The 26,802-nt window shown below is 42.8% G+C and carries 25 protein-coding genes, 5 tRNA genes and 2 pseudogenes; 23 read left to right on the top strand and 9 right to left on the bottom strand.

The genetic code is table 11. The annotated features are described in order from the left end of the window. Nucleotides 1-15: 15 nt before the first annotated feature. The 5 genes from pbp4b to ACKTRM_RS01090 form a co-directional block, all read right to left on the bottom strand. Entirely contained in the window at nucleotides 16-1,299 is a 1,284-nt protein-coding gene (gene pbp4b / locus ACKTRM_RS01070; RefSeq protein ID WP_011996216.1) for a penicillin binding protein PBP4B, read from the bottom strand. Nucleotides 1,300-1,317: 18 nt separating this feature from the next. Further along, complete coding sequence (locus ACKTRM_RS01075) at nucleotides 1,318-2,685, bottom strand: PTS transporter subunit EIIC (protein WP_011996217.1); 1,368 nt, start codon at nucleotides 2,683-2,685, stop codon at nucleotides 1,318-1,320. Between the two features lie 128 nt (nucleotides 2,686-2,813). After that, nucleotides 2,814-3,743, bottom strand: a complete 930-nt coding sequence (murQ, locus tag ACKTRM_RS01080; protein WP_011996218.1) for an N-acetylmuramic acid 6-phosphate etherase — start codon at nucleotides 3,741-3,743, stop codon at nucleotides 2,814-2,816. 99 nt (nucleotides 3,744-3,842) lie between these two features. Beyond that, a complete protein-coding gene (locus tag ACKTRM_RS01085; RefSeq protein ID WP_011996219.1) occupies nucleotides 3,843-4,319 on the bottom strand; it encodes a GNAT family N-acetyltransferase in 477 nt (158 codons plus the stop codon). Between the two features lie 18 nt (nucleotides 4,320-4,337). Further along, complete coding sequence (locus ACKTRM_RS01090; RefSeq protein ID WP_007408014.1) at nucleotides 4,338-4,790, bottom strand: DUF523 domain-containing protein; 453 nt, start codon at nucleotides 4,788-4,790, stop codon at nucleotides 4,338-4,340. A gap of 180 nt (nucleotides 4,791-4,970) precedes the next feature. On the opposite strand from ACKTRM_RS01090, the gene ACKTRM_RS01095 reads away from it, so the two are divergent. From ACKTRM_RS01095 to ACKTRM_RS01155, 13 genes are all read left to right on the top strand, one after another. Continuing rightward, nucleotides 4,971-5,042: transfer RNA gene (locus ACKTRM_RS01095), tRNA-Glu, on the top strand. A gap of 3 nt (nucleotides 5,043-5,045) precedes the next feature. Continuing rightward, nucleotides 5,046-5,121: transfer RNA gene (locus ACKTRM_RS01100), tRNA-Val, on the top strand. A 5-nt stretch (nucleotides 5,122-5,126) separates the two neighbouring features. After that, a tRNA-Thr gene (locus tag ACKTRM_RS01105) sits at nucleotides 5,127-5,199 on the top strand. 19 nt (nucleotides 5,200-5,218) lie between these two features. Then, a tRNA-Tyr gene (locus ACKTRM_RS01110) sits at nucleotides 5,219-5,303 on the top strand. Nucleotides 5,304-5,307: 4 nt separating this feature from the next. Next, a tRNA-Gln gene (locus ACKTRM_RS01115) sits at nucleotides 5,308-5,379 on the top strand. A gap of 230 nt (nucleotides 5,380-5,609) precedes the next feature. After that, on the top strand, nucleotides 5,610-6,173 hold the full coding sequence (gene sigW, locus ACKTRM_RS01120; protein WP_003156766.1) for an RNA polymerase sigma factor SigW: 564 nt from the start codon (nucleotides 5,610-5,612) through the stop codon (nucleotides 6,171-6,173). A gap of 13 nt (nucleotides 6,174-6,186) precedes the next feature. Further along, the gene (gene rsiW, locus ACKTRM_RS01125) at nucleotides 6,187-6,813 is read left to right on the top strand and encodes an anti-sigma-W factor RsiW (protein WP_011996220.1); all 627 of its coding nucleotides are present in this window, start codon (nucleotides 6,187-6,189) and stop codon (nucleotides 6,811-6,813) included. Between the two features lie 165 nt (nucleotides 6,814-6,978). Beyond that, nucleotides 6,979-7,800 carry a diadenylate cyclase CdaA gene (gene cdaA / locus ACKTRM_RS01130; protein WP_003156763.1) on the top strand — a complete coding sequence of 274 codons (822 nt, stop codon included), beginning with the start codon at nucleotides 6,979-6,981 and terminating at the stop codon, nucleotides 7,798-7,800. Beyond that, on the top strand, nucleotides 7,793-9,232 hold the full coding sequence (locus ACKTRM_RS01135) for a CdaR family protein (protein WP_011996221.1): 1,440 nt from the start codon (nucleotides 7,793-7,795) through the stop codon (nucleotides 9,230-9,232). Before cdaA ends, ACKTRM_RS01135 begins: the two co-directional genes overlap by 8 nt. A 17-nt stretch (nucleotides 9,233-9,249) precedes the next feature. Further along, entirely contained in the window at nucleotides 9,250-10,596 is a 1,347-nt protein-coding gene (glmM, locus tag ACKTRM_RS01140) for a phosphoglucosamine mutase (protein WP_007408011.1), read from the top strand. 431 nt (nucleotides 10,597-11,027) lie between these two features. Beyond that, nucleotides 11,028-12,830 carry a glutamine--fructose-6-phosphate transaminase (isomerizing) gene (glmS, locus tag ACKTRM_RS01145; protein ID WP_011996223.1) on the top strand — a complete coding sequence of 601 codons (1,803 nt, stop codon included), beginning with the start codon at nucleotides 11,028-11,030 and terminating at the stop codon, nucleotides 12,828-12,830. Nucleotides 12,831-13,474: 644 nt separating this feature from the next. Next, nucleotides 13,475-14,347, top strand: coding sequence for an ABC transporter ATP-binding protein (locus ACKTRM_RS01150; protein WP_011996224.1), 873 nt, complete (start codon nucleotides 13,475-13,477; stop codon nucleotides 14,345-14,347). Further along, nucleotides 14,325-14,978, top strand: coding sequence for an ABC-2 transporter permease (locus ACKTRM_RS01155; protein ID WP_011996225.1), 654 nt, complete (start codon nucleotides 14,325-14,327; stop codon nucleotides 14,976-14,978). Before ACKTRM_RS01150 ends, ACKTRM_RS01155 begins: the two co-directional genes overlap by 23 nt. A 102-nt stretch (nucleotides 14,979-15,080) precedes the next feature. Here ACKTRM_RS01155 and ACKTRM_RS01160 read toward each other — a convergent pair. Continuing rightward, nucleotides 15,081-15,479, bottom strand: a pseudogene (locus ACKTRM_RS01160) (hypothetical protein); the annotation flags it as partial. Nucleotides 15,480-15,618: 139 nt separating this feature from the next. Between ACKTRM_RS01160 and ACKTRM_RS01165 the strand changes: the two are divergent. The 8 genes and pseudogenes from ACKTRM_RS01165 to ACKTRM_RS01200 all read left to right on the top strand — a co-directional run. Further along, on the top strand, nucleotides 15,619-15,897 hold the full coding sequence (locus ACKTRM_RS01165) for a hypothetical protein (protein WP_023356676.1): 279 nt from the start codon (nucleotides 15,619-15,621) through the stop codon (nucleotides 15,895-15,897). A gap of 99 nt (nucleotides 15,898-15,996) precedes the next feature. Beyond that, on the top strand, nucleotides 15,997-16,680 hold the full coding sequence (locus ACKTRM_RS01170) for a response regulator transcription factor (RefSeq protein ID WP_011996229.1): 684 nt from the start codon (nucleotides 15,997-15,999) through the stop codon (nucleotides 16,678-16,680). Continuing rightward, nucleotides 16,677-17,699 carry an ATP-binding protein gene (locus ACKTRM_RS01175; RefSeq protein WP_011996230.1) on the top strand — a complete coding sequence of 341 codons (1,023 nt, stop codon included), beginning with the start codon at nucleotides 16,677-16,679 and terminating at the stop codon, nucleotides 17,697-17,699. The genes ACKTRM_RS01170 and ACKTRM_RS01175 overlap by 4 nt, the downstream gene beginning before the upstream one ends. 186 nt (nucleotides 17,700-17,885) lie before the next feature. Then, nucleotides 17,886-18,137, top strand: a complete 252-nt coding sequence (locus ACKTRM_RS01180; protein WP_041482171.1) for a thioesterase domain-containing protein — start codon at nucleotides 17,886-17,888, stop codon at nucleotides 18,135-18,137. A gap of 752 nt (nucleotides 18,138-18,889) precedes the next feature. Further along, nucleotides 18,890-19,654 carry an ABC transporter ATP-binding protein gene (locus ACKTRM_RS01185; protein WP_011996231.1) on the top strand — a complete coding sequence of 255 codons (765 nt, stop codon included), beginning with the start codon at nucleotides 18,890-18,892 and terminating at the stop codon, nucleotides 19,652-19,654. Further along, nucleotides 19,641-21,569 carry an FtsX-like permease family protein gene (locus ACKTRM_RS01190; RefSeq protein ID WP_011996232.1) on the top strand — a complete coding sequence of 643 codons (1,929 nt, stop codon included), beginning with the start codon at nucleotides 19,641-19,643 and terminating at the stop codon, nucleotides 21,567-21,569. Before ACKTRM_RS01185 ends, ACKTRM_RS01190 begins: the two co-directional genes overlap by 14 nt. Nucleotides 21,570-21,620: 51 nt before the next feature. Continuing rightward, nucleotides 21,621-21,905, top strand: coding sequence for a hypothetical protein (locus tag ACKTRM_RS01195; protein ID WP_032872656.1), 285 nt, complete (start codon nucleotides 21,621-21,623; stop codon nucleotides 21,903-21,905). An 86-nt stretch (nucleotides 21,906-21,991) separates the two neighbouring features. Beyond that, a pseudogene (locus ACKTRM_RS01200) lies at nucleotides 21,992-22,240 on the top strand (DUF4885 family protein); the annotation flags it as partial. Nucleotides 22,241-22,292: 52 nt separating this feature from the next. On the opposite strand, the gene ACKTRM_RS01205 reads toward ACKTRM_RS01200, so the two are convergent. From ACKTRM_RS01205 to ACKTRM_RS01215, 3 genes are all read right to left on the bottom strand, one after another. Beyond that, entirely contained in the window at nucleotides 22,293-23,138 is an 846-nt protein-coding gene (locus ACKTRM_RS01205; RefSeq protein WP_011996234.1) for an aldo/keto reductase, read from the bottom strand. A gap of 110 nt (nucleotides 23,139-23,248) precedes the next feature. Next, complete coding sequence (locus ACKTRM_RS01210) at nucleotides 23,249-23,941, bottom strand: LrgB family protein (protein WP_007408978.1); 693 nt, start codon at nucleotides 23,939-23,941, stop codon at nucleotides 23,249-23,251. Further along, entirely contained in the window at nucleotides 23,911-24,315 is a 405-nt protein-coding gene (locus ACKTRM_RS01215) for a CidA/LrgA family holin-like protein (protein WP_003156751.1), read from the bottom strand. Before ACKTRM_RS01215 ends, ACKTRM_RS01210 begins: the two co-directional genes overlap by 31 nt. A 196-nt stretch (nucleotides 24,316-24,511) precedes the next feature. Here ACKTRM_RS01215 and ACKTRM_RS01220 point away from each other — a divergent pair, with 196 nt between their 5' ends. After that, the gene (locus ACKTRM_RS01220; protein ID WP_011996235.1) at nucleotides 24,512-24,943 is read left to right on the top strand and encodes a MarR family winged helix-turn-helix transcriptional regulator; all 432 of its coding nucleotides are present in this window, start codon (nucleotides 24,512-24,514) and stop codon (nucleotides 24,941-24,943) included. Nucleotides 24,944-25,367: 424 nt separating this feature from the next. Then, a complete protein-coding gene (locus ACKTRM_RS01225) occupies nucleotides 25,368-26,753 on the top strand; it encodes an amino acid permease (protein ID WP_003156747.1) in 1,386 nt (461 codons plus the stop codon). Nucleotides 26,754-26,802: the final 49 nt, after the last annotated feature.

Consider the following 26,802-nt stretch of genomic DNA (forward strand, 5'->3'; position numbering starts at 1 on the left):
AAAAGACATGGGTTGTCATTCAATGGCTTCATAAATCGTTTTTATGACGCGGCCGTAGCTTCCGGTCGGAAAAAGATCCCCTTCAAAAACATTCGGGTTTTCACCGGGACTGACGACGGGGGAATGCTTTTTATTGGTCAAAAGTGCGATCCCCAGCTTATAAGCGGGATCAATAATCGTGATGGTGCCGGTCCATCCTGTATGGCCATATGCCTGCCAGCTTGCATAAGGGCCGAACATCCACTCCATATCCGGGCTGCCGTTTTTCCGCCAGCCGAGAGCGAAAGTCGGATCAGAGGATGCCGCCGTTGTGAACAAATCGGCCGTCCTTTTATTGAAGAGAGAAACGTGTTTATAACTGCCTCCGTTCAGCATGACTTGAAGAAGGACGGCCATGTCATCAGCTCTGGAAAACAGCCCGGCGTGACCGGACACCCCTCCCATTGAGTAAAATGCTTTTTCATCGTGAACTTCCCCCTGCAGCGTATACGTCCTGATGTGAGGAAAATGGATGACTCCGTCACGTGTGTTGCCTAAACGTTCAGTAGCTGCGAATGCTTTTTCTTTAAAACCTTTTTGCAGCGGATTGAACAGTGTGTGCGTCAGTTTCAGCGGTTTGTACAGTTCTTGTTCCGCATAGGCATCAAGGGTTTTTCCGGTTATGTTTTCAATGATGCAGCCGAGAAGCATGTAACCGATATCGCTGTATACGTGTTTTGTTCCCGGTTTGTATGCAAGCGGGATTTGAGTGAGAAAACGGATCGTTTTATCCCGTTCTTGTGAATACAAAGGGCCTGCGGTGTCCGGCTGATAGAAATAAAAGCTTGCCGGCAGACCGGATTGATGCTGGAGCACATCGATGACGCGAATGCGGTCTTTTTCTTGAATCGGATCGCTTTTTCTGTCTTTGAAATCAGGAAGGTAAGCCGAGACTTTTTGATACACATCAAGCTTTCCCTGGCTGACGAGTCGCTGTAATGCAAAATTCGCCGCGTACATTTTTGTATTGGAAGCTAGATCAAACATGGTTGATGTTTTCATTTTTTTCGGACGGGATAAAAGGGTGTTCCCGTCATATTTTTTGCTGTAGCCGTATGCTTTCTTTTTGATCACCCGTCCGTCCTTTACGACGACGAGGACGGCTCCGGGGAATCCTGCTGCGATGTCTTTTTCAATCATTTGATCAACCTTTCTGAGCTTTGCTGCGTCGTATAATTTGGATTGGGCTTCGGCTTTGTGCTGCGGCAGAAAAGAGAGGCTGATGACCATTGTGAGTATGGCGGCTGTCAGTGTTTTCATATTCTGATCCCTCCCGGTTTATTCAAATTCAGCAGCCATGTCATCCTTAAATCCGAACGCATAAGTGAAGACAAAGCCCGCCGCGTAAGAGATGAAGAGACCGATGATATACAAAACGATTTGAGCAGGCTGTACGAGAAACGAGAGCGGAAGGCCGGAGACACCGATTGAAAAAGTAGCCACCTGAAAATGGGCTTGAAAGGCGCCGCCGATTCCCGCCCCTAAACACGCCGTCAAAAACGGCCGGCCGAGCGGGAGCGTGACGCCGAAGATGAGCGGCTCTCCGATTCCGAGCAGACCGGATGGAAGTCCGCCGCCGATTGCTCTTTTCAATGAGGCTTTTTTTGTTTTCATAAAGATGGCGAAGGCCGCCCCTACCTGACCCGCGCCTCCCATCGCGAGAATCGGAAGGAGCGGGTCATCTCCGATTGATCGGATTAATTCCAAATGTACGGGAGTCAAGCCCTGATGCAGGCCGGTGACGACAAGCGGCAGGAAGGCGGCTCCCAGTACAAACCCTGAGAGCACTCCCCCGACATTCAGCAGCGACAATAAACCTGATGTAATCAGATCAGAAATAAAACCGCCCGCAGGGATAAAAACGACATATGTCACCAGCCCGGTGATAAGTAAAGACAATGTAGGCGTGACGATAATGTCGATGGATTGATGGACGTACTTTCTGATAAACCGTTCGGTATAAGCGATAAAAACCGCAGCGAAAAGAACGCCGATTAATCCTCCCCTGCCAGGGAGCAGATTCTCTCCGAACAAACTGATATTGGCGATCTCAGGGTTAAGGATCAATATGCCCGCAAGGCCGCCCATCGCGGGTGTCCCGCCGAATTCCTTCGCCGCATTGATGCCGACAAGGACGCCGAGGTAAGCGAATAAGCCTGAACCGATAACCGTTAAAATAAGTGCGATTTGGGATTCTTTCGGGAGCCAGCCGGCCTGAATGACGGCTTTCGTAATACCGGTGATTAAACCTGATGCAATGAGTGCGGGAATAAGGGGAATGAAGATGCTTGATATTTTTCTCAGAAACAGTCTGATGGGTGTGGTGTTTTTTCTGTTGAGATCGGCTTTTTTCCGTGAGGCGGCTTCTTTTAAATCAATGTTTTTTCCGGATGGCATAAGTTTTGCGAAAGCGTCGGCGACATGATTGACGACACCCGTGCCGAGAATGATCTGCAGTGTTTCGGCTTCGACGACGCCTATTACCCCGTCAAGCCGTTTCAGCGCTTCAATATCCGTTTTGTCCTGATCTAAAGGTGTAATCCTCAGGCGTGTCATACAGTGGGTAAAGCCTGAAATATTCGATGAACCGCCGCAATTGTCCAGGATATCTTTGGCCAGTGACTGATAAAATGCCTCTTTGCTCATGGAGATCCTCCTTTGTCCGTACGATTTTTCCCGGGGAGCTGTGCCTGAAACGCGTCCTAAAAGCGCCTGCGCCGATCATGAAAACGGCGCGGGCTCGTAAAAGCACATTATTTTTCACCAAAGAACGATCAGCGTTCTTTTTCTTTTGAAACGTGCTGTTCAATGGCTTTGTCAATGAAGCCTTCCGCTTCTTTGAGCAGTGCCTTCGCGTGTGTTTCGTCTGAATTCGTCTTCAGCATGACGATTGCCGTTTTGACATGGCTGCCTGCGGCCTCAAGCGTTTCTTTTGCCTTGTCGTACGGAACGCCCGTGATGCTTTGGATAATGCCGATTGCGCGTTCTTTCAATTTTTCGTTGCTCACATGAACGTCCACCATTAAATTTTCGTACACTTTGCCGCTTTTGATCATCACGGCCGTGGAAATCATGTTCAGAATCATTTTATGTGCCGTCGCCGCTTTCATTCGTGTTGACCCTGTAATCACTTCGGGGCCGACGACGACTTCAATGCTGTGATCGGCATAAGTGCTGATCAATGAGTGTTTATTGCATGTGAGCGCGACAGTTTTGGCGCCGATTGTTTTTGCGTATTTCAGCGCACCGGCCGCATACGGCGTGCGCCCGCTTGCCGCGATGGCGATCACGGTGTCTTCTGCGGTAAGCCCGATCGTTTTGAGATCGAGAGCGCCGGTTTCCTCGCTGTCTTCAATACCTTCAGCCGCTTGCAAAAAGGCGTCTGCTCCTCCGGCCATCAGACCGATGACAGTGTCGGGACTTACGCTGTATGTAGGCGGGCATTCAACCGCATCCAGTACACCGAGTCTGCCGCTTGTGCCCGCTCCCGCATAAATCAGCCTGCCGTTTCGCCGTAAGGACTGATGGGCGAATTGAACGGCAATCTGAATATCGGGCAGCACCTGCTGAACGGCTTCAGCCACTTTGAAATCCTCTTGGTTAATGATGCGGAGAATTTCCATCGTGTCTGCTTGATGGATTGAAGCGGTCTGCGGATTTCTGGTTTCTGTGGTCAATCTGTGAATGTTAAGCCGGTCTGTCATGATTGTACCCTCCCAAGTCGTTAATACTTGAAGTATATGGGCTTCTGAATAGATGTTTCAAGAAAAATCGGCAGGGATGAGATGAATAATCAAGCGCTTTCACAAAAAATGATGCAGAATGTGCTGTTCGCCGATGGGGCCGATCCTGCGACGACCTTTATCAATAAAACCGGAAGACCGGTACAGGTTCTTTGCACGATGATTGCGATGGTTTACAGCAAGCACGATTTCATCACACCAAGGAAAGTAATTTGCGACAAAAGCGGGGAGCTGCAGCATCGCTTGTTTGGCATAACCTTTTCCCTGATATGGCGCATGTAAGGACAGCGCACTCAGCAAAATGGCAGACACATTGTTCGAATATGGGGCAATGGTTTCTTTTGAGGTATGTAAAATAAAAAAACCGACGGGGCGGTCTTCTTTTAAAATGACTGTCGGGTAGCGATCCCGGATGACAAGAGCCTGCGGCAGTACATCCTTCGGGAGAGCTGTGAACTTTTTATCTTCTTCACTCAGCACAAACCCGTTCAGCCCGTCTGCATGCTCCGGTTTATAAAAGGACAGGGCTACATCCATGATATCTACTCTCCTTTTTTATAATTGATCCAATTCATCTTCTGATAGAACACGGCAGCCTGCCCGTTTTAAAAGAGCGGAAGTGATGCCGTCTCCGATTATTTTTTTTCCTGAGAAAGTGCCGTCATAGATAAAGCTGCTGCCGCAGGACGGACTGTTTTCTTTAAGGATGACCGTTGCGGCGCCTATTTCTTTTGCGTATGCTAACGTTTTTTCCGCGCCGTCCATATATAAAGCCGTAACGTCTTCGCCGGATGCCGTTACGATTCTTGCCGTTCCGTTCAGCACGTCTTCGCCCGTGCCGCCGATGATTTCCGCCGGTTCGCGGGGAGTGGTGAAGCCGCCCAAAAGTTCGGGGCAGACCATAACAGCTTTCTTTTCTTCTACGAGTCTGCGGATTTTTTCCGAAGCGGCGTGAGAGCCGTTATACCTGCATTCGATACCGCCGAGACAAGAGCTGACTAAGATCATCTGTGTCCATTCCCTTCAATATTTTGATACTTTCATCATAAATGAAATAAGAGAGGAGGGATGAGTTTTTCAGTTAAAAAACGGGTAAAAAAGTTTGAAAATAAAAAAAATAATTTTTCTCTTTACAAATGGGGTACAACCTGTATATAATAACTTTTGTCAGCTCGACGCGGACACAAAGGCCCGTTGGTCAAGCGGTTAAGACACCGCCCTTTCACGGCGGTAACACGGGTTCGAATCCCGTACGGGTCATATGGAGGATTAGCTCAGCTGGGAGAGCATCTGCCTTACAAGCAGAGGGTCGGCGGTTCGAGCCCGTCATCCTCCACCATATTTGCCGGCCTAGCTCAATTGGTAGAGCAACTGACTTGTAATCAGTAGGTTGGGGGTTCAAGTCCTCTGGCCGGCACTGTTTTTCAAAAAAATACGGAGGGGTAGCGAAGTGGCTAAACGCGGCGGACTGTAAATCCGCTCCCTCAGGGTTCGGCAGTTCGAATCTGCCCCCCTCCACCATTTTTGGGCTATAGCCAAGCGGTAAGGCAACGGACTTTGACTCCGTCATGCGTTGGTTCGAATCCAGCTAGCCCAGTCTCAGACACCTTTTGCATAAAGGTGTCTTTTTTTTATCAGCATTTTGTTTCGATTTCTGATTGTTCATCAGATATACTATTTTTAAGCTGCTGTTAAGGCAGTATATTCTGTATTTTCCATCTACACCCTGCCTGAAATTTGGTAAAATAAATGTAATAAAAAAATGAAACCTTTTAAAACAATCAACGTATAGATACAGACCGGTGAAGGGCAGAGGTAAGATAAAACATGGAAAACCTGATTAAAAAAAGAATCAAGCAAGTCAAAAAAGGCGATCAAAATGCGTTTGCAGAAATCGTTGACCTTTATAAAGATAAGATTTACCAGCTTTGCTACCGCATGCTCGGCAATGTTCACGAAGCGGAAGATATTGCGCAGGAAGCTTTTATCAGAGCGTATGTCAATATCGACAGTTTCGATATCAACAGAAAGTTTTCAACGTGGCTTTACAGAATTGCGACCAACCTGACCATTGACCGCATCCGCAAGAAAAAGCCTGATTACTATCTGGACGCAGAAGTAGCGGGAGCAGAAGGGCTGACGATGTATTCGCAGATCGCCGCGGACGGGGTTCTCCCTGAAGACGCCGTATTGTCATTGGAGCTGTCGGACACAATTCAGAAAAAGATTTTAAAGCTGCCTGACAAGTACAGAACGGTTATTGTATTAAAGTATATTGACGAACTCTCTTTAATTGAAATCGGGGAGATTCTGAATATCCCTGTCGGCACCGTCAAGACAAGGATACACAGAGGCAGAGAGGCTCTTAGAAAACAATTGAGGGATCTTTAAGTGGGGTGATGAAATGAGCTGTCCTGAACAGATCGTGCAGCTTATGCATAAGCATCTTGATGGAGATATCCTTCCTGAAGATGAAAACGTATTAAAACAACATTTGCAGTCATGCGGGAATTGCAAACGGCATTTTCATGAAATGGAGAAATCCGTAGCACTCGTCCGAAGCACATCGCATGTCACGGCCCCTGCTGATTTTACTGCCAAAGTTATGGCGAATCTTCCAAAAGAGAAAAAACGCGCTTCTGTAAAACGATGGATCAAAACTCATCCGATGATTGCAGCCGCAGCGGTTTTTGTGATTTTAATGGGCGGCGGTTTTTTCAACAGCTGGCATAATGACCACAATTTCAGTGTGTCCAAACAGCCGAACCTTGTCGTGCAGAATCACACGGTCACCGTCCCAGAAGGCGAGACCGTAAAGGGCGATGTCACAGTAAAAAACGGCAAGCTGTTCATTGAAGGAAAAGTCGACGGCAATGTGACCGTCGTCAACGGAGAAAAATACATGGCCTCAGCCGGACAAGTCACCGGGCAGATTGAAGAGATTAACCAATTGTTTGACTGGGTCTGGTACGAACTGAAATCGGCGGGCCAGGGCGTCGTGAGCGCTTTGGACCCGAGTGAAGATGAGTAAAGCGTATAATCGCTTTACTCTTTTTTTGTGCATCGCCGTTCTGGCTCATTTCACTTGAGAAATCAAAATGTGGTATAATGAGCACGCTATATGATGTACATATTGCTCATGCAGCACAATTCATAACAGAAAAACGAAATGACTGAATTCTTGGAGGACGAGGAAATGGCTTTTGAGGACATCCCATTTTTGCAATACCTCGGCAATGCCGTTGATATTCTCCTTGTTTGGTATGTGATATATAAATTAATTATGGTCATACGCGGGACGAAGGCGGTTCAGCTTTTAAAAGGAATCGTCGTCATCGTATTGGTTCGGATGGCCAGTTCATATTTGGGACTCAGCACGCTTCAGTGGCTGATGGACCAAGCGATAACATGGGGATTTTTAGCGATCATCATTATATTCCAGCCTGAGCTGAGACGGGCGCTTGAACAGCTCGGACGGGGCCGGTTCTTTTCCAGGAGCGGAACCCCCGTGGAGGAAGCGCAGCATAAGACAATTGAAGCGATTACAAAATCGATCAGCTACATGGCGAAACGCCGCATCGGCGCACTCATCGCGATTGAGCGCGATACGGGAATGGGCGATTATATTGAGACGGGCATCCCGCTTAATGCGCAGGTCAGCTCGGAGCTTTTGATTAATATCTTCATCCCGAATACACCGCTGCATGATGGAGCGGTCATTATGAAAAATAACGAGATTGCGGCGGCTGCCTGTTATCTGCCGCTTTCTGAAAGCCCGTTTATTTCAAAGGAGCTGGGGACGCGGCACAGAGCGGCTGTCGGCATCAGTGAAGTGACGGACAGCTTAACCATTATCGTATCTGAAGAGACGGGCGCCATCAGCGTGGCCAAAAACGGAGACCTTCACAGAGAATTGACGGAAGAAGCACTGAAAGAAATGCTTGAAGCTGAGTTTAAGAAAAACGCCAGAGATACTTCTTCTAACCGCTGGTACTGGAGGGGCAAGAAAAATGGATAAATTCTTAAACAACCGCTGGGCTGTAAAGATCATTGCATTGCTCTTTGCGCTGCTGCTTTACGTTGCGGTTAACAACAACCAGGCGCCGACTCCGAAAAAGCCGGGGGAATCCTTTTTTCCGACATCAACGACTGACGAGGCTACGCTTACTGATATTCCTGTAAAAGCATACTATGATGAAGCGAACTATGTTGTCACCGGCGTGCCCCAGACCGTAAATGTCACGATTAAAGGCTCGACAAGCGCGGTGAAAAAGGCGAGACAGACGAAGAATTTTGAGATATACGCCGATATGAATAAGCTGAAGACCGGGACTCATAAGGTCGAATTGAAGGCGAAAAACGTATCGGACGGACTGACAATCTCCATTAACCCGTCAGTCACGACGGTTACGATTCAGGAAAAAACGGCTGAGAGTTTTCCCGTGGAAGTTGAATACTACAATAAAAGCAAAATGAAAAAGGGATACACCCCTCAGCAGCCGATTATCAGCCCGAAAAACGTGCAGATTACAGGTTCGAAAAATGTGATTGATAACATTTCACTTGTCAAAGCATCCGTGAACCTAGAAAATGCAAATGAGACCATTGAAAAGGAAGTGAAGGTGACCGTCTATGACAAAGACGGCAACGCACTTCCTGTTGATGTTGAACCGTCAGTCATTAAAGTGACGGTTCCCGTAGCCAGTCCGAGCAAAAAGCTTCCTTTCAAAATCGAAAGGAAGGGAAGTCTTCCGGACGGGGTGAGCGTTGCGAGCATTGACTCGAATCCGAGTGAGGTGACGGTTTACGGCCCGCAGGATGTGCTGGATTCACTTGAATTTATTGACGGCGTATCTCTTGATTTAGGCAAAATTGATAAAGATACCGATATCAATGCCGATATCCCGCTTCCTAAGGGTGTCACCAAGGTATCACCGGAAAAAATCACGCTTCATGTTAAAGTGGACAGTGAAGACAAAAAGGATTTTGACAATGTCGGAATCAAGACGGTCGGACTGGGAGGCTCACAGCAGATTGAGTTTCTCGATCCTGAATCGCAGGCGATAAATATTACGGCCAAAGGCTCCCCCGCCAACATTAAGGCGCTGAAAAAGTCGGACATTGAACTGTATGCCAATGTCTCGGACTTGGATGACGGAGAGCACTCTGTAAAGCTTGAAGTAAACGGCCCGCAAAACGTCACATGGGCCCTGTCAAAAGACACGGTTAAGATCAAGCTGACTTCTAAGAAAAACACAAGTTCAAATAAAAATGACGGCGGCTCCGCTGATTCCGGCAATAAGAACGGCACAAGCGGAGACGCAGACAAAGACAAGAACAAGAACCGGGAAGACGACACTGACAGCGATCAGAATAAAAGTCAAAACCAGGATCAAAATCAAGACCAGGATGAAGACGGATCAAGCGCTGATTCTTCTTCAACAGAATGAAAAAGGAGCGATACAAAATGGGCAAGTATTTTGGAACAGATGGTGTAAGAGGTGTTGCCAACAGCGAGCTTACGCCAGAGCTGGCCTTTAAAGTTGGGCGTTTTGGCGGTTATGTCCTGACCAAAGATAAGCAGCGCCCGAAAGTGCTGATCGGCCGTGATACACGTATCTCCGGACATATGCTGGAGGGAGCCCTTGTCGCCGGACTTTTATCGATCGGAGCTGAAGTGATGCGCCTCGGCGTTATTTCTACGCCGGGGGTATCCTATTTAACGAAAGCCATGGATGCTGAGGCGGGCGTCATGATCTCCGCTTCTCACAACCCCGTACAGGATAACGGAATTAAATTTTTCGGAGGGGACGGCTTTAAGCTTTCTGATGAGCAGGAGGCCGAGATTGAACGTCTCATGGATGAACCAGAAGATAAGCTGCCGAGACCGACAGGCGCGGACCTCGGGCTTGTAAACGATTATTTTGAAGGCGTTCAAAAGTATCTGCAATTTTTAAAGCAGACGGCGGACGAAGATTTCACAGGCATTCATGTAGCGCTTGACTGCGCCCATGGTGCGACATCATCCATTGCGACGCACCTTTTTGCCGATCTCGATGCTGACGTATCTACAATGGGGACGTCTCCGAACGGATTAAACATTAATGATGGCGTCGGGTCTACACACCCGGAAGCGCTGAGTGCTTTCGTCAAAGAAAAAAACGCCGATATCGGCCTTGCGTTTGACGGAGACGGCGACCGCCTCATTGCTGTTGATGAAAAAGGAAACATCGTCGACGGTGATCAGATTATGTACATATGCGCGAAGTATTTGAAATCAGAGGGTCGTCTGAAGGATGATACCGTCGTATCGACTGTGATGAGCAACCTCGGTTTCTACAAAGCGCTTGAAAAAGAAGAAATCAAAAGCGTTCAAACGGCAGTCGGCGACCGCTATGTCGTAGAAGCGATGAAAAAAGACGGCTATAATGTCGGCGGCGAGCAGTCAGGGCACCTTATTTTCCTTGATTACAACACTACCGGCGACGGTCTTTTGTCCGCGATCATGCTTGTGAATACGCTGAAGGCGTCCGGCAAAACCCTTTCAGAACTTGCGGATGAAATGAAAAAATTCCCGCAGCTCTTAGTGAACGTGAAAGTGACGGATAAATATAAGGTAGAAGAAAACGCTAAGGTGAAGGCCGTTATTTCTGAAGTGGAAAAAGAAATGAACGGAGACGGCCGGATTTTAGTGCGTCCGTCAGGCACCGAACCGCTCGTCCGCGTGATGGCCGAAGCGAGAACAAAAGAGCTTTGTGACGAATATGTCACAAAAATCGTGGATGTCGTGCGGACAGAAATGGGAGCGGAGTAGCGAAGTTTATAAGCAGAGAGCGAACAAGACAAGTGCGATCAGCATAATATGATAGTAAACATGATGCCGGGGCGGCAAAAAATAATTGACCGTCCTTGGCACATGCTGTAAAATCAAGCTTGTTCAGCCTTTGTTTTTCACTTGCAGGAAAGGCGGGATTGTTTGCATCTTTTATAATTACAGCGCCCGAACTAAGCGCCCGAAAAACGGCTTAGTTGACGAGGATGGAGGTTATCGAATTTTCGGCGGATGCCTCCCGGCTGATTCATTTAGATCACAGCCGTAAGGATTTCTTCAAACCGGAGGGGCGACTCTCCGAACAAAGAGAAATCACATGATCTTCCAAAAAAACATGTGGGAGGGGACGATTGAAAGTCCCCTTGTAATTTGACTTTCTTCGTCTCCTTTTGCACCTTTAGGAGGAAGAAAAAATGTGTGGAATTGTAGGTTATATCGGTCAGCTTGATGCGAAAGAGATTTTGTTAAAAGGATTAGAGAAGCTTGAGTACCGCGGCTATGACTCTGCAGGTATCGCTGTGGCGAATGAGCAGGGCGTGCATGTGTACAAAGAAAAAGGCCGCATCGCCGACCTTCGTGAAGTGGTGGATCACTCGGTTGAATCTCAAGCGGGAATCGGCCATACACGCTGGGCGACTCACGGCGAACCAAGCTTCCTGAACGCTCACCCGCATCAAAGCGCACTCGGCCGCTTTACACTTGTTCACAACGGTGTGATCGAGAACTATGTTCAGCTGAAGCGCGAATATCTTGAAAACGTTGAACTGAAAAGCGATACGGACACTGAAGTAGTCGTTCAAATGATCGAGCAATTTGTGGCGGGAGGTCTTAGCACAGAAGAAGCGTTCCGCAAAACACTGACTCTGTTAAAAGGCTCTTACGCAATTGCATTATTTGACGGTGAAAACACAGACACCATTTACGTTGCAAAAAACAAAAGCCCTCTGTTAATCGGCCTTGGAGATACGTTTAACGTCGTGGCGTCTGACGCGATGGCTATGCTTCAAGTAACGAATGAATACGTTGAGCTTTTGGACAAAGAAATGGTGATCGTGACAAAAGACGAAGCCGTGATTAAAAACCTTGACGGTGAAGTCATGACACGTGCGTCTTATATCGCTGAGCTTGACGCCAGTGATATCGAAAAAGGCACATACCCTCACTACATGTTAAAAGAAACGGATGAGCAGCCGCTTGTTATGCGCAAAATCATCCAAACGTATCAGGACGAAAACGGCAGACTGGCCGTGGCCGGCGATGTCGCTGACGCCGTGGCGGAAGCGGACCGCATTTATATCGTGGCTTGCGGAACGAGCTACCACGCTGGTCTTGTCGGGAAACAATATATTGAAATGTGGGCAAACGTACCGGTTGAAGTGCATGTAGCGAGTGAATTCTCTTACAACATGCCGCTTCTGTCTAAGAAGCCGCTCTTTATCTTCCTTTCTCAAAGCGGAGAAACAGCGGACAGCCGCGCCGTGCTTGTTCAAGTCAAAGCGCTGGGTCACAAAGCGCTGACAATTACAAACGTTCCGGGATCAACGCTTTCCCGTGAAGCGGATTACACATTGCTTCTGCACGCAGGCCCTGAGATCGCTGTTGCATCAACAAAAGCGTATACGGCTCAGATTGCCGTCCTCGCGATCCTTGCGTCCGTTGCAGCAGAACGCAACGGCGTTGATATCGGTTTTGATTTAGTCAAAGAATTAGGTATTGCGGCAAACGCCATGGAAGCCCTCTGCGACCAGAAGGACGAAATGGAAATGATCGCGCGTGAGTACCTGACTGTTTCAAGAAACGCTTTCTTCATCGGCCGCGGCCTTGACTACTTCGTATGTGTCGAAGGCGCCCTGAAGCTGAAAGAGATTTCTTACATCCAGGCGGAAGGCTTCGCCGGCGGCGAGCTGAAGCATGGAACAATCGCTCTGATTGAAGAAGGAACACCGGTCTTTGCGCTGGCGACACAAGAACACGTCAACCTGAGCATCCGCGGAAACGTGAAGGAAGTCGCAGCCCGCGGCGCCAACACTTGCATCATCTCGCTGAAAGGCTTAGAAGACGCAGACGACAGATTCATCCTGCCGGAAGTCAACCCTGCGCTTGCTCCGCTGGTATCTGTTGTGCCATTGCAGCTGATCGCTTACTACGCTGCACTGCACCGCGGCTGTGACGTTGATAAACCGCGCAACCTTGCGAAGAGTGTGACTGTGGAATAGGAATAAATAATTCACGGTAAACTTAAATATAGTCGGAAAGTTTGACCCCTCTGGTTCTAGATAAACCAGAGGGGTTTTTAGTATAAAAATAAGAAGTGTTCGCCTATTGATTAACTGGAGATTTTTATATTTATAAAGAAATCTCCGTATATATATTGAAAAGAAGTAACACCTATTTTATAATATAAATATATTCCATTTTAAACCCATAAATGTAACCATTAGTAAAGAACGGTAGCGATCAATTATTGATTTTTGAATAAGTATTTGTTTGGTGTTTTATTCCCATTGCTCATTCTTTTATAGGGCATACTTCATTCTTGAAGGGGCTCCTCAATTAGACAATTAGACAGTCATGATTAAATCTGTTATCTCATGAATACATATATACTTTATAGAATGCACATTTTCTTTTCCAACAAGTAAGTCCCCTCCAGCAATTTTCATCATGAATATTCCATTATATAAACGTAATCAATCGATTACACATCCACATTATGCTTAGGACCTTAAAATCCCTTTTGTATTTGCCGACTCCTGATCCATTATGAATACCTCGACTAGATATGAAAATAACAACATTTTTGCAATAATCCGGTTCAATTCTCAAAAAAAGTCCTGACAACAATGATAGGAGTGGAATGATGTCAAACCTTTTAGAAATCAGAAACATCAGCAAATCTTTTGGCCATAAAGCTGTTTTAAAGGATGTTACATTCAATGTGCCTGCCGGATCAATTGTCGGTTTTATCGGTGATAACGGCGCAGGCAAGTCAACAACATTTAAAACGATATTAGGATTAATCTCTCAGGATAGAGGTAAAGTGAAAATTTTTGGTAAAGAGAATCTGGATAAACATATAAAGTTCAAAGAAGATATTGGGGTCGTATTTGATGCGATGAATCTTCCTGCGCACCTTACGATAAAGCAGCTGAATCATGTATTTAAGAAACTATTCGACGCTTGGGACCAAGATCATTTTTACCGGTTGGTTCATTCTTTCTCTTTACCTATGGACAAAAAAGTGAATACATTCTCGCGAGGCATGTCAATGAAGTTATCCGTAGCTGTTGCTTTGTCGCATAATGCAAAATTATTACTCTTGGATGAAGCAACGGGAGGGCTTGATCCCTCTTCAAGAGATGACCTGTTAAATGAATTAAAAAGCTTTGTGAGTAAAAGCAACGGCGGTATTTTACTTTCATCGCACATTATGACTGATGTCGAGAAGATAGCCAGCCATATCATTATTATGAAAGATGGCGAAATTTTATTAAATGAAGAGAAAGATAAGGTTCTTGAAAGCTATACTGTTATAGACGTTGATGAAGGCCAATTGGCTGAGCTTGACGAAGATATCGTTCTAGCAAAAAGGAAACATGGAGTTTATTGGAGTGTGCTTGTATCGGATCAACAGAAATTGCCGAATGGCGTAACGGCCAACACCATTTCCATAGAAGAAATCAGCGTCTTTTTAACGAGGAGTGAAGACATTGAGAGGTCTGTTACTGACTAACTATTACTTGGTTTATCGAAGTTTCTTTACATACACGGGGTTGGCCATATTGGTATCAGCAGTCATTTTTTATTTTGGGGATGCTTCAATGCATCGTTTTGTTGCTATGCTGATTATTTTGTTTGTCGTCATGCCCGCACTTGAGGTTATAAAGTATGAGAGCAAGTCTGGCTATGACAGGTATGTCCTGACTTTACCGGTCAGCAGAACAAATATTGTTCAAAGCCACTATGTCTTCTATCTTTTGGTTGTTGTGATCGGAGCTGTACTATCTTATGGTGTTTTCTTTGTATACAGCCTGGGATCAGATGAACCGATTGACAGCATATTTAATATTGTCTCTTTTGGAACGTTCATCGTTCTCTTTGCCGGTGCAATCGTTTATCCTCTTCTCTACATGGTAGGCCCGGAAAAATCCGATGCTATCGTGATTGGAGGTGCAATGGGGGGGCTTTTTGCTACCTTTGGATTGCAAAGTGTCGTTGGGTATGTAGCAGAACAAGTACCGCTGTCATTTTTGCACATAAACCCTTCTTTATATGTTCCGATTATATATCTCATGATAGGCGTTATCTTATATATCATTTCATTTTTCATTGCCGCAGCTATATATCATAAAAAAGAATTTTAGCAACTGATCAAGTTATAACAGGATAAGACATGGCACGGGCTCATAAATTCACTTTAACTCCAAGCAGACAGCCGCCCGCCCAATGGGCGGCTGTTCTTCTAATTAAAACTGCGTTGTCACATCGTACTCATAATCAATCTTCAATTTTACATTTTTCATAGTCGATTTAGCTGTTGCAAGTGTGTTGTATTTAAAATTCCAGATGCTTGCCGCTGAGAGGTTATCATCCAGTGTAATACCGTAATTCCCTTGAGTGGAGCTGTTTGCAAGTGCACGGTGCCACACTTTATTTTCTTCCGACATGATGTAGTGGCTTGTATTTCCTTGGCTTGGTGTTTGGGTTGCGGTGGTGCTGATTCTTTTCACTGTGGCGTCTCTTGGAATGCTTGTCTGTTTGGTTAAGTCGAGTCTAAGAACAGTTGAATCTGATCCATTCGGACTGAGGCTTGTGTTCCCTTTATTTTCAGCTGTACCGCTGAATGAGAAGGTCTCACTGCCGGATTAGATAGTTATAAGGTTGAAAATAAACAGAGTCAGTCAACTTATTCAGACAATTTGTATAAAAATATAGTCGAAGGAGCAAAAAAGGAACCAATGTTCCAAGCCTATCTTGAAACTGAGTACTTTAGAGAAAAAGTAATTGATCGATACTCGATTTTTAAACAGCATTACACATAAACACAAAATTGCTGCAAATCTTCATCTTATTAAGGCAGCAGGAAATAAAGAGAAAAAAGATAATGATCAATTCCTTTTATATAATTGGGAAGACTTTACTGAGAGAGCAGTGCATTATTATAATGGATTCGGGGAACATGGTGAAATGCTTTCAAAGGGTTATTTATCAGGAAATACGGCATTAATTACTGATATATTAAAAAAAACAGAAGAACATTCATTACCTTATAAAGGAATGTAACATTTAACACAGGAGGGAATTGATTTTTTCTTCCTTCCTGTTTTATTTTTAAATAATCCTTGAGAGAATGGTGAGCTATTTTTATAAGAAGGTGAGAAAATGGATAATATATATAAATTGCTGATTATAGAAGACGATAAGGATATGGCTAAGGCGTTACAAAATTTACTTGTTAAATGGAATTTTGAGACCGTTATATGCGGAGATTTTGATAATATTTTGTCAATATATGAAAAAGAAGAGCCTCACATCATATTATTGGACATTAATATTCCTTCATTTGATGGTTTTTATTGGTGTAAGAAAATAAGAGAAGTTTCAAGTGCCCCAATTATTTTTTGCTCTTCTAGAAACAGTAATATGGATATTGTCATGGCTATTAACAATGGCGGGGATGATTATATTCAAAAACCATTTGACAGCCATGTATTGGTGGCGAAATTACAAGCAATTATAAGAAGAACTTATGAGTACATAACAGCAGAATCTCATCTAATCGAATCTAATAATGTGATATTAAACCTTAACGATGCAAAAATATATTTCCAAGACCAGAGTTTAGAGCTTACAAAGAATGAATTTAAAATTCTAAAAACGTTAATGGAAAACAAGGGAAAAGTTGTTTCACGGGATAATTTAATGAGACAGCTTTGGAATGATGATATTTACGTAAATGAAAATACGTTGACAGTAAATATAAATAGATTAAGGAATAGATTAGAGGGGATTAATGTTGATGACTTCATTTTAACAAAAAAAGGAATGGGATATATAATTCAATGAAATTAATTGATTATGTGAAAAACCATATATTATGGATTTTATGCAGTGCACTTATTCTGGTTGTAATCAATGGGATTTTGTTTGCGAGTACCTCTATACATCAAAGTTATATAGACATTTTTTATATGGATTTGTTGATTGTCTTTATTCTACTGATCAACATTTTCTATGGATTCGTCAAGGCAAAAAAGAAATACGAAGTTGTGTTTAATAGTTCTATCGAAACTTTAGAAAAAAACAAAGTTAGAAATGATTATTTTATAGATATGCTTATAAAAGTCTCCAAAAAGCAACAAAATAAATTTTTGAAAGCAGAAGAAGATTATAAAAACGGTATTAACGAAATTCAAGACTATACTACTCAATGGGTTCATGACATAAAAGTTAATATAGCTGTGTGTGAACTGCTACTGGATGAGATCAACTCAGAAAGCAGCAGAGAGCTGCGTAATCAAATTGAACAAATTAAATTTAGGATTAATCACATTTTACATGTGACAAGAGCTAATCACTACGATCAAGACATTTTAGCGGGAGTAGTAGATGTATGTCATATTTTAAGAAGTGCAATAAAAGAAAATGCTCTTTTTTTTATTAATAAAAACATTGAGATTGAGACTAATTTAAAACCATTTAGTGTTATCAGTGATGAACGTTGGATCTATTATATTTTTGGTCAAATTCTTAATAATAGCAGTAAATATACACCTGAGGGGGGAACGCTGACTATTACAACTAAAGAAGAGAAACAAGCCTATTATATAATGATTAAAGATAATGGAATTGGCATTTCAAAAGAGGATTTATCTAGGATATTCAATAAAGGCTTTACAGGTAAAAATGGTAAGATAGGAACGAAATCTACAGGGATGGGTTTATATTATGCTAAAAAAATGGCTGATAAACTAAGTATAGGAATTGAGGTAGACAGCGTAGAGGGTGAATATACTGAATTTCACATTATATTTTATAAACTATCCGATTACTATAAAGTGGAAAATGAGGCAATAAATAATTAGTTAAAAACAGGAGGTAATCTAATGAGAAGAAAAGCTAAAATATTTTGTATTCCATTTGCAGTGGGTCATCGATAGTTTATTCTAAGTGGAAAAAATTCATGGATCCACTTGGAGGTAAATGAAGTAGAGTTGGCTGGCAGGGGAAGAAGATTGAATGGCTCTCAATAGACAATATGGAAGAAATGGTTGAGGATATATATAATTATTAAGAATAATATAACTGAACCTTTTGCTATTTTCGAACATAGTATGGGTGGACTGCTTACATATGAGCTTTGTCACAAATTTCAAAATGAAGGAAATCCTGCCCTCGTGCATATTTGTCTCCGTAGAAAAGCTCCTCAATTAAAGGGAAGAAAACGACTAATACACATCTTCCTAAAACATGAATTTATTTCTGATATTTTAAAATTAGATGGTACAGGTAATTTATTTTAAGAACAAGGAGTTAGAAGATATTTTCTTGCCGATTTTGAGAACTGAATTTAAGTCAATAGAAACCTATGAATTTAATCCTAAAAACAATTTACTGGACTCCAATTTTTCTGTTTTTTATGGAGTAGACGATAAGACTGTTGATTTTGAAGAATTATCTTTTTGGAGAAAAGTAACTCGAAAGAGATGTTAAATTTTCGCCTTAATAAGATGATATTTCTTATAAATAAATATACCGAACAAGTAGTAAAAAAATGAATGAGACGTTAAATACATTAAAAAATAATGAATCAGAAAGTAACAGTGTTTAGTTATTATGAATTGATTAAGAAAGGTTTATGACCTATGGGTTCCTCTAATTTATTTTACCTTGGAAACATAGTTCATGTTTACTTTGGAAATGGTTAAAGTCGTCAATTCGTTGGGTATAATTCTGTCTGCATTTTTATCAGTATATTTTGAAAAATAGGAACAAACAGACTAATCACTCAGTAAGTAAATTCGATTGGTAATACAAGGTGAAAAAAATCCGCCTTGTTATATAAGGAGCGGTGCCGCTCCTTATATTTCCTTAAAAACCTCACATGCTGATTATGTACAAAAGTCCTCTAACCCATCACCCCAACCTAACATGAATGTCACATTCACTTTTAGAAATGTAACCTAAATCGATAGCAGCGTTTTTTGCTCTAAATTATAATACAACTATAAGAATCAATGTCCTACACATGATCAGATTTTATGGGGGTTTATAGATGAATAAGATCGTAGAGGTATCAAATGTAATAAAGGAGTATGGTGAAATTGGCAGTACCTTTCGAGCGCTTAAAGAGGTAAGCTTAAATATCAACAAAGGTGAATTTGTTGGGATAATGGGCCCTTCAGGCTCAGGTAAGACAACATTGTTAAATATTATGTCCACTATTGACAAAGCTACTTTAGGAGAAGTTTTAATCGATGGTAAAAGAATAGATGATTACAAGGATGAGGACCTTGCAAAATTCAGGAGAGACACAATCGGATTTGTCTTCCAAGCTTTTAATTTATTAGACAATATGACAATTAGAGATAACATTGCTCTGCCTCTTGCACTAAACAATGTAAAACACAAAATCATCCTAAAAAAAATTGATGAACTAACTGAGCTCTTAGGAATTTCAAATCAGTTAGATAAGTATCCATATGAATTGTCAGGCGGTCAAAAGCAAAGAGTAGCTATTTGTCGTGCGTTAATTACCTCTCCAAAGGTTATTTTTGCAGACGAACCAACAGGGGCCCTTGACTCTAAGTCATCCTCAGAGGTTCTAGAATGTTTTAAAAATATTAACAAAACCATAGGAACAACCATCATTATGGTAACCCATGATGCAAACGCAGCAAGTTATTGTAATAGGGTTATGTTCTTAAAGGACGGTAAATTACACGGAAGACTAGACAGCAGCGGAGATAAAAAGGAATTATTTAAGAAAGTGTTAAACATGCTTGCCGTAATGGGAGGATCGGAAAATGAACTCCTTTAAAATTGCGTTTAAGCTTTTGAAGAACAATTTAAAAATATATGGATTATATTTTGTGGTTTTAGTTGTAACTGTGGCAACTTACTACAATTTTACTGCTATACAGTACAATGAAGTGTTTGTCCAATTAACTGAAAGATTTCAATCAGCTGTAGTGGCAAGTGCAACATCTGGCTTTGTTCTAATTTGCACAGTGGTCTTTTTTATGTGGCATGCCAATGGATTCTTTTTAAAGCAACGTCAAAAAGAAACCGGGTTATACATGCTAATGGGAATAAGTACGTCTAAAATTGGAAGAGTATTCGCAATTGAAAGTATTCTAATAGGCAGTTTGTCTCTATTAATGGGTTTATTGATCGGGATATTATTCTCGAAATTGTTCTTAATGTTATTAAGTAAGTCCATGACACTGGGTGGTGAAATTCCTTTTAGTATATCTGCACAAGCCATCATTCAGCTTATTATTGTGTTCGGGATCATCTTTGTAATGCTGGGAATGAAAAACTATAGAGTTGTGAAAAAAACACAACTAATTAATATGTTGAATGCTTCGAAAGCAAAGCCCTCACCTCCAAAATATAATTATATAAAGGGTTTTACAGGTTTAGTATTAATTGCTGCAGGCTATATAGTTGCACTAAACTTTAAGCAATGGGATTTGGATTTATTGCTTTCTGCGATGGGAATCTTGATCTTGGTCAGCACGGGGACTTATCTGTTTTTTGGAAGTTCTCTGACTATAATTTTAGGGAAGTTAACAAATTCAAAAAAAATTATTTATAAAGATGTAAGGTTAGTCAGTATAAGCAATACATTCTTTAGACAAAAAGTTAATTATAGAAGTTTAGCGATGACGGCTATTTTAACAGCAGCTACCGTAACTGCATTCAATGTAAGCATTTCGTTCAAACAGTTTGAAGCAAATTATGACATCACAGCCTCCCCATACAGTTTAAGTTTTGAAAGCAATTCTGAAGATGTCAAAGATAAAGTCAAAGAAGTGATCCGAGAGTCAAAGCATGACTTAATCGGAATCAATAAGATTCACTTTTTTATTGGTAATGTCCAATACGACGATAATAAGCAAAATATTGATCCGAATAACAAAGGTATTATCACTAGTTACTCACAAATAAAGAAAACATTAATATTTTTGGATTATAGTAACAAATCAAGTATTTTGAATCAAATTAAACCAGAAATTCATGAAATTTCTTTTATTCTAAATGCTGATTCGATAGCTTCACCTATTTATGTTGATGGTAATAAAGTGAGCATTAATAATAATAATTTTCTAGTTTCTAAACATACACAGCTCCCTTTTACAGGGAAAATTAAAAAATATGGTGACAAAAACATTTATGTTTTAAATGACAATGATTATAAAGAATTAAGAAAGAAAAACCAAGAGATTGTATTAAATGGTGTGCGAATTACAGATGAAAAAGAAAGTAGGGAAGTGGTTAATAGAATCAAGGAAGTTGTACCAGGTGGAGATACGAATGTAAATGGAAAGAATCAAAGCTTTACATGGGAGTATTATGCTTTAGGTCAATTTTTCTTTTTAGGCCTGATTATGTCCCTAGTATTCATACTAGCGACCTTTAGTACAATTTACTTTAAAATTTTAAGTGATGCATTCACTGATAGGGAACAATATTCAATGTTGAAAAAAATTGGTATGAGTAAAAAGGAAGTGCAGAGGTCTGTCTATCTGCAAGTTGGAATTGCATTTTTACTGCCTGTGATTGTGGGGGCCCTTCATAGCATTGTAGCAATGAATATGCTGGAACAGATTATGAATGTAAAATTCACCATTCCAATTCTATGCGGCATCGGATTATTTGTTTTTATAATGGTTGCTTTTTATATAGGACTCTGTAAAAACTATACCAAATTGGTATATGAAGAGCAGTAAAAAAATGAGAAGGATTGTCCAGTAAATTTATAAAGAGAGAGAAGATTTCATATGTCATGGTTAACTAAATGGTCCTTTGCTAATAAAGCTGCTATTACGTTAACATCCATTATTATAATAGCCTGGGGAGTAGTCAGTTATCTTCGTATATTAGTGAAGAAATCAGAGTCGGTCAATCTTGTCTCACAAAGCTTAGCAGTTGTTGTGATTGGAGGTTTGGCAGTAGCAACCATGCTTACCTTAATAGTGATACCATGCGTATATGAAATATTTAATTTTAAAAAATCAAAAATGCAAAGGCGTGAAAAAACATTGAAAGATGATATAACAATTTAAATAAATTTATTGATGTTTTTGGGACAGGGAACAGAACACTTTTCGAAGTCAGCTGTCGGTGATATGACCGGCGGCTGGTTATTTAGTTAGACGTCTATAAAGAAGCGCTGCAGCAAGATCCTTTGTTGAGACATACGGCGGCAGAAGCGGCCGCCCATTACGGACAGGGGCTCACGAAGCTTGCGAGAACGGGTTATGATGCAATTCCTGATTTGGTTCTGTCCATTGAGTATAAAAACGGATCTCTGCGTGATGTCGGCCAAAGCAGGCAATACGGATTTGGGGATACAGATTGGCTTTCTGAATGGAAACGGGAGCTGGGTGTGCGTATATAAAATGAGAAAAAAGCTGACAAATGATGCCGTCAGCTTTTCTTTATGCGTTTACTTAAAACTCCTCATACTCCGCCGGGTCTTGGCCGTTTATGCGTCCGTCGGGGCGGGTAAGCGAGTCGATAATGCTCATGTCGTTTTCATCAAGAGAGAAATCAAAAACGGAGATGTTTTCAAGCTGGCGCTCGGGCGATGCTGATTTTGGAATCGGGATGGCGCCCAGCTGGATATGCCAGCGTAAAATGACTTGGGAAATGGTTTTGCCGTATTTGTCCGCAATCCGTCCGAGTTTTTGATCGTTCAATACTTCGCCGGCGCGGGATAACGGACTCCATGATTCTGTCACGATGCCCTGTTCTTCGTGCCATTGGCGCTGCTGCTGCTGATTAAAAGCGGGATGCAGTTCAATTTGGTTGATGCCTGGCTTTACGCCGGTTTCACGTTCGAGCCGTTCGATATGCTCAGGCAGGAAATTGCAGACGCCGATGGATCGGATCAGACCCCATTTTTTCGCATCAATCAGTGCCTGCCATGCTTCCGTGTAGCGGTCTTGTTTCGGGTTCGGCCAATGGACGAGATACAGGTCATAGTAGTCCAGACCGGCGCGGTATAAAGATTCTTGTATGGTTTGTACAGCTTTGTCATAGTCATGGTAGCGTCCGGGCAGCTTGGACGTCACGTATAGCTGTTCTCTCGGAACAGAGCTTCTCTTGATGGCTTCTCCGACCGTCCCTTCATTTTCATAGTTATAAGCGGTGTCAATCAGACGGTAGCCGATATCAATGGCGCTGGTAATGGCATGAACGCCGTTGTTTCCGTTAAGAGCGTATGTACCGAAGCCGATCGCGGGAATGCTTGTCCCATCCAGCAGTTTCTTTTGCGGAATTGCTCCAGTCATCATTAAATCCCTCCTTGTTTTCTACTTTACCATTATTCTTACAAATGAAACATAATAATGGAAGGAAATGAGATGATCCGCACATGAAAAAAGCTGACGGAGAACCGTCAGCTTTAAATTTGAAACATCCATGCTACGACGGGGCCGAAGACCGACCCTAACACGGCGCAGAGCGTCATGGAAACAGAACTCATGGAGACTGTTAATTCTCCGTACTCCATTGCTTTTGAGGTGCCGAGCGCATGGGAAGCGCTCCCGAATGCAATTCCTTTCCCGAGTGAGCTGCGGATGCGGATCCACTTGAGAAGCAGCGGTCCTAAGATAACGCCGGAAAACCCTGCGATCATGACGAACACGACTGTCATGGAAGGGACACCGCCGATACCGGACGCAATCTGTATCGCGACAGGCGTCGTAATTGATTTTGGGATAATTGACAAAATCAAACTCCGGCTGATGCCGAACAGCTCTGCAAATAGCAGGCCGCTGACCATTCCGGAGAATAAACCGGCCAACACGCCGCCGATGATCGGAAACATATACTTGATTAACACCCGGCGCTGCTTATAAAGCGGGTATGCCAAAGCCACCACGGCGGGTCCGAGCAGTGAATTGATCCATTGGCCGCCGATCATATAGTCTTTATACGAAATATGAAAAACAAGCAGCACGGCGATAATGAAAATCGTAGTCGTCAAAACCGGTATGAGAAAGGGATATGGAAAGCGCACATATAATTTCACCATAGCCAGATAGGCGGCGGCCGTGAACAAAATTATAAGGATTGCGATACATGCTTGCTGCACTTCTTTTTCTCCTTTCTCTGATTGGCTTTGTGCTCTAACAGCTGGCTGGCGTACCCTGCGGCGATCATTGTGACGATGGTGCTCAGCACGATGATCAGAAACAGAGCAGCCCCGCTGGCGGAAAACAGTGACGGGTAATTGATGACGCCCGTCATGGCCGGAATGAATAACAGCGGAAGAAAAGACAGCAAAAATCCGGCTCCGTCTTCAATCATTTTGACGGGAATGATCTTAACCGATAAACATATGATCAGCAGGATCAAACCGATGATACTTCCGGGAATGGGCAGGTGAAAGAACTGCTGAACGGCTCCCCCGATAAAGGAAAATGCGAATAAAATAATGATTTGCAAGATGATGCGTATGACTTTCACGACAATGCTGTTCTTTGGAGAAGAGCAGCTTCCCCCTTTCTTGATGCTTCGATATGTTTCTTTACTTTTTGCGCATATATTTGTACTATACAAATATATGTATGCAAAATCTTTCTATATGTTTTCTGAGTAAATGTGCATATGTTTGTATTATACAACTAATATTGCTGTTGTCAATTGTAAGGAGTGAGGCTGTTTGTCAAAACAAGATCCGATTGAATTAATTGAATATGAGCTCACCACTTTTATCAGGAGAGCTGTTTATCTTGATAACTCCGATCGTAAAATCGGACATCTGGAAAGGGCTGCGTATTTGTTATTACGGCAGCTGGATGAATTCGGACCGGCGCGTGTAAAGGAATTAGCCGAATCTTTTAAGCTGGATATTTCCACATTGTCACGCCAGGCCGCGGCCTTGGAGTCGAAAGAGCTGATCCAGCGTTTTTCCGATCCTTCTGACGGGCGGGTCAGTCTGTTTGCGATTACGAAGCTTGGCAAACAGAGGTTAAAAGCTGATAAAAAGATGCGTCTTGATCGATACCGACATATGCTTGACGATTGGTCAGGCGATGAAAAAGAAAAGTTCGGCCGGCTTTTGCTGCGGCTGAATGAGGCATTTATCGATTAATGCATGATTTTTGCCGGTTAAGCAGGATTATGGCGTATACAAGGGAGAATGGAAGAGAGTAAGACTTTACGCCATTCTGCTTAGCAAAAATAATATTGAATAGGGGGCGGAACATGTTTCTCCAGGGACATCCTGTTTCTCGGAGGCTGCAGCATTTATTATCTTAATATTCATAATTCAATAAAAATGAAAGCGCTTTATTTTTAGTTTGTTGGTTTAGGGTGCAAGGTGTTTACCTGAAAAAAACAATTGTATTTTCCACGGAAATTTATTATGATGGAATAAGGAAATTGGAGATTATATAACAATAGAAAGATAGAATATTTCTAATATTGCGGGAAATGAAGAGTGAGTTAGGTTCAACAGGTGCACCTTCTGCTTCATTATTTCACATATATCAGAGCTGTTAAGAGGAGGAAGCGAAGTGGCAAACAAAGAATTAAAGAGAGGCTTAGGCGCGCGTCATATACAGATGATTGCGCTGGGCGGCACGATCGGTGTCGGTTTATTCATGGGGTCATCCAGCACGATCGGATGGACCGGGCCGTCTGTCCTGCTGGCTTATGCGATCTCGGGTATCTTTATCTTTTTTATCATGCGTGCGATGGGCGAAATGCTCTATGTAGAGCCGAGTACAGGGTCGTTTGCGACATTCGGCCATAAGTATATACATCCGTTAGCCGGCTATATGACGGCGTGGAGCAACTGGTTTCAATGGGTGATCGTCGGGATGTCTGAAATTATCGCCGTCGGTTCGTATATGAAATATTGGTTTCCTGATCTGCCGGCATGGATTCCCGGCATTATCGCCATGGCCATTCTCGGTGCGGCGAATTTAATTTCGGTAAAATCTTTCGGTGAGTTTGAATTTTGGTTTGCCATGATCAAAATTGTCACCATTATTCTGATGATTGTGGCCGGAATCGGAATTATTTTCTTCGGTTTCGGTAACGGAGGGCATGCGATCGGATTATCTAATTTATGGTCGCACGGCGGTTTCTTTACGAATGGTTTTTCAGGATTTTTCTTTGCCTTGTCTTTGGTTGTTGCGGCCTATCAAGGGGTCGAGCTGATCGGGATTACGGCAGGGGAAGCGAAGGATCCGCAAAAAACGCTGCGAAGCGCGATTCAGAGTATTATTTGGCGGATTTTAATTTTCTACATCGGTGCGATTTTCGTAATCGTTACCGTATATCCGTGGAATGAGCTTCACTCACTCGGCAGTCCGTTTGTTTCGACATTTGCGAAAGTCGGGATTACGGCGGCGGCCGGTTTGATTAACTTTGTTGTGATTACCGCTGCGATGTCCGGATGCAACAGCGGGATATTCAGTGCGGGACGCATGCTTTACACATTGGGCGTGAACGGACAGGCCCCGAAATTCTTTAAGAAAGTTTCTTCGAGCGGTGTGCCGATATTCGGTACGCTTGCGGTATTAATCGGACTTGTGATCGGTGTCGTGCTGAACTACATCGCGCCTCCGAAAATCTTTGTCTATGTGTACAGCGCGAGTGTGCTGCCGGGAATGATTCCGTGGTTCGTCATTTTAATCAGCCATCTCGGTTTCAGAAGAGCGAAGGGCGCTGAGCTTGATAAGCATCCGTTTAAAATGCCTTTTGCGCCGTTTACAAACTATTTGACGATCGCTTTCTTACTCATGGTATTGATCGGCATGTGGTTTAACAAAGATACGCGGATTTCGTTGGTTGTCGGGGTGATTTTCCTGGCGATTGTGACGGTCAGCTATTATGCGTTCGGTATCGGCAAGCGCATGCCTGGTGAAAAATCGAAAATAGAAGACGCTGTATAATTCAAAAAGACACCTCTCTTACAGGGGTGTCTTTTTCGGCTTGTCCGCG

It is taken from the genome of Bacillus sp. D7-8 (assembly GCF_052055895.1).
GTDB lineage: Bacteria > Bacillota > Bacilli > Bacillales > Bacillaceae > Bacillus > Bacillus velezensis.